General features: G+C 39.4%; 4 protein-coding genes. All 4 read right to left on the bottom strand.

Translation table 11 applies throughout. The annotated features are described in order from the left end of the window. Window positions 1-189: 189 nt before the first annotated feature. Window positions 190-951 (bottom strand): hypothetical protein, encoded by a 762-nt coding sequence (locus R8N46_RS24225; protein WP_050907847.1) that lies wholly within the window; start codon window positions 949-951, stop codon window positions 190-192. A gap of 137 nt (window positions 952-1,088) precedes the next feature. Next, complete coding sequence (locus tag R8N46_RS24220; protein WP_062730532.1) at window positions 1,089-1,544, bottom strand: GNAT family N-acetyltransferase; 456 nt, start codon at window positions 1,542-1,544, stop codon at window positions 1,089-1,091. A 128-nt stretch (window positions 1,545-1,672) separates the two neighbouring features. Beyond that, window positions 1,673-2,149: a GNAT family N-acetyltransferase gene (locus R8N46_RS24215; protein WP_064354101.1), complete on the bottom strand. Its 477-nt coding sequence runs from the start codon at window positions 2,147-2,149 to the stop codon at window positions 1,673-1,675. Between the two features lie 138 nt (window positions 2,150-2,287). Then, window positions 2,288-2,800 carry a hypothetical protein gene (locus R8N46_RS24210; RefSeq protein WP_122067406.1) on the bottom strand — a complete coding sequence of 171 codons (513 nt, stop codon included), beginning with the start codon at window positions 2,798-2,800 and terminating at the stop codon, window positions 2,288-2,290. Window positions 2,801-3,453: the final 653 nt, after the last annotated feature.

Raw genomic sequence — 3,453 nt, 5'->3', positions numbered from 1 at the left:
CACCATGATTCACATCAAGAATACTTGAATAAAAAGAATGGGATGAGACAGATGGCTACAAAGTGCCAGTTAACGCCGCATTAAGGGGTGAACAACGCAAGCCACCCGACCTAAACCATTGCACCGTAAACACTAAAGCCAATTCAAACCAAAACTGCCAAGCGTTGTGAATCCCTCTTGAATGCTTTGTTATAACGCTGATTCGCACAAACTAACACGAAAATTGTATGAATCTAATGACTTACTTGCGATAACTACTTTTCCATTCGGTAAATAAGCAACTCTTTCATTTTCACCAAGCTTACAGTAACTAAACTCCTCTGTTTCGAGGTGATATGCAAACCATTTAATCTTTTCATCAACAACATCCAAGTACCATGAAGTGTCTTTGTTGAACGCAATGCAAGTTGACAATAAGCATATACAAGCAACTATACGTCCAAAGAGCAAAACTGGTGACTTCCGCCCAAAATTTTTAAGAAAGCTCAGAGTTAAAAGTTTTTTAGGAGCAAAGTCATCTAATTGTGATACTGAACTAAACATTGCTATTGGCACTAGTGGTAATGCCAAAAATAACCCGATAATTGAGAGTGTGATTGGGATAAGCAGTACGGACGCAACGGTAATAGTATAAGCAAAAGGACTGCTAGGAACTTCGAGGATTGAATTTACATTTGTCGATGCTAGCCCTAAATTGAGTGCAGTGCCTGCAATAATGACTACACCCCAAAAGGCTTTTACAAAAAGCAATGAACTAGCCTGCTTAGCTATCCCATTGAGCCATATTATTGCTCCCGACAAAACAAAACCAAGGAAGACCCAATAGCTTGGAAATGGAGCAAAATAGTTAATCAATGGCATAGCTAAAAATGAAATGAAACCAATTAGATAAGCAGCTTCTTCGTTGGTAAGAGAAGAAACTTTCTCCTTATATGCCTTAACAATTTCCACTGTTTCTCCTTAAGCGTTATAACGCCCAATTAAGGCGTGAGCAACGCCACCACTTAACTTAACCGATTGCACCGTAAACACTAAAGTTGATTTGAACTAAAAATGCCATGCGTTGCGAATCGCTCTTGAATTGTTTGTTATGAGGCAACTTGAAGCGACAAAGAAAGGAAGTTTTCATCGCTTTCAGCCACCTGATAGCCAAGGGATTTGTAAAACCTTACCGCAGGCTCGTTTCTAGTAAAACTTGATAAGGTTACGTAACTACGCCCTTGCTCACGCGCCATTTTGTGAATCATGTTCATGACCCTTTCACCCAGTTTCTGATTTTGAAATTCAGGAAACACAATGAGTAAATGTACATGAAGTGCATTGTCGTAAGGCTTGAAGCATAGCATGCCAACTTGCGTGTTATTGAGGTAAACCCAGTGAAACCAAAGCGGCTCATAATCGTTTTTTAAACGATTGACCTGAAACTCATCACACCACCCAAAGACGGCATCAACATGCGAATAAAGTCCTTGTTTAACAACAGTAAACAGACTTTCGAACTCATCACTTTCTACTTGTATTAGTTGAATATCCATATGCCTCATAACGCCTTGTTAAGGTGTGAGGCACGCAATACCGAAGCTGCCGCATACCACCTTAATCACTAAAACCAACGCATAGTAAAAATGCCACGCGTGCCGAATCACTCTTGAACAATTTGTTATACGATTTCTCACAACGAGCGCTGAAACAGACCTTTTTGGACTTTGAAACCTAATTTTTCAAACAGAGCTTTAGACCGAAAGTTACCTTCATCAATGTCTGCATACAATTTTTCAATGCCCACAGATTTTGCGTGAGAAAATAATAAACTGAGAGCTTCCAACATATAGCCTTGTCGCCAATATGCTGAATTAAGTAAGCATCCAACCTCACATGAACGACCACAATCACTAAAACTATGTAAACCGCAAGTTCCAATAACTTTGTTGGTCGATTGCTCTAAAACTGCCCATTCCAGCGATTCACCCGACTTTTCTAATTGGACGACGCTTTCTAGCATCTGAAATATCAAATCTTTCGATGGAAAAACCGGATCTGAGGCAAATTCCATTGTTTGAACATCACCATAAATTTCAAACAAGTCATCAGAATCTTCCATTTGAATTGACCTCAATACAACCCTACTTCCGTGTAAATCAGGCTTCATTTTACTCCTTAATCGTATAACGCCCTGTTAAGGTGTGAGCAACGCAATACCGATGCCGCCGCATACCACCTTAAACACCTAAACCAACGCATAGTAAAAATGCCACGCGTTGCGAATCACTCTTAAACAGTTTGTTAGCTATTTTTTCAAGAAATCAAGAAAGTTAACGTCAAACACACCTTCTTCATCTTCTATACGAACCATAGAATTGAAAGAGGCTTCTTCAAAAGAAGGGTTTTCTTTTAAGATGTCTAGAAACAATGGCTTAATTTCATCACTTTCTATCGCCAAAGCAAGTGATTCGTGCGCAATCCTAATCAGTAGTTTAATATCTTCATCTTCATCGCCTGAAAGCTCCTCCTCCTCCCAACTTTCCATGATATCTCGAAGTTTAGATACATTCTTATTACCTCTTTCAAAATCAGAGAGAATAATAAACTCACCATGTGAGACTTGATTGTGTTGGACAAAATCCAGCCCATCCTTATTCCATATATTCCAATGCATGTCATAGTGCCAAAAGGCTACAGATATAGTCATATGGGAAAAAGCCTTCTGGCTTACGTAAAATTTTAATTCATCAATTCTGCTATCAATTAGCGTTAATAAAACACTCTTGTAACAATCAACTAGCTCAGTTTTATCTATCACAACAACTCCTATAGTGGATAAAGATTAAAAAGTGACAATTCCTATAAATAGCTAACGCCTTGCTAAGGTGTGAGTAACGCAATACAAAAGCTACCGCACAGCGCCTTAATCACCATAAGCCACCGCAAAGTAAAAATGCCACGCGTTACGAATCACTCTTAAGCAATTTGTTAGTACATGCGCCACTTCTATTTGTGCACTCCAAGATATTGAAAATTTGTATGATATGAAAGACTTTGAACACTGAAGTGAGACGGGCAACTACAAAACTTAAACTCGGTTAAGAGACGTGAGTTGGCTAGAAGAAAAACGTACTGAACTCCCCTACTTTTACTGGATTCAAATTAGAAAAGGATTCGGTCCTCGTACTTCAACAGCCACACCAAAAGTAATCAAGGTTCTCTCAAAAGCCACCACGAAAATGAAGAAGCGCCAAAGAAATAGACTAAGAGTTAGAAGCCGTAAACGGTGAAATAAAAGCAAGCACTCCGCATATAGTGCCACCGGATAGAACGTGAAAGGTACAAACTGAAAGGTGTAAAGGCGAGCGCCAAAACAGGTAAACATCAAAACTTATGACCTTTGATGTCAAACCCGTACTAACGCCGCGTTAAGTAGTGAGCAACGCCACCACTAAACTTAACCATACCACC

The sequence above is a fragment of the Vibrio sp. 1874 genome (assembly GCF_033344395.1).
In the GTDB taxonomy this organism is placed as follows: Bacteria; Pseudomonadota; Gammaproteobacteria; order Enterobacterales; family Vibrionaceae; genus Vibrio; species Vibrio alginolyticus.
This window is presented reverse-complemented; position numbering and strand designations above follow the sequence as displayed.

Coding starts and splice junctions, on each gene's coding strand:
- R8N46_RS24220 (WP_062730532.1), bottom strand. CDS start 1,544: ATGAGGCATATGGATATTCAACTAATACAAGTAGAAAGTGATGAGTTC.
- R8N46_RS24215 (WP_064354101.1), bottom strand. CDS start 2,149: ATGAAGCCTGATTTACACGGAAGTAGGGTTGTATTGAGGTCAATTCAA.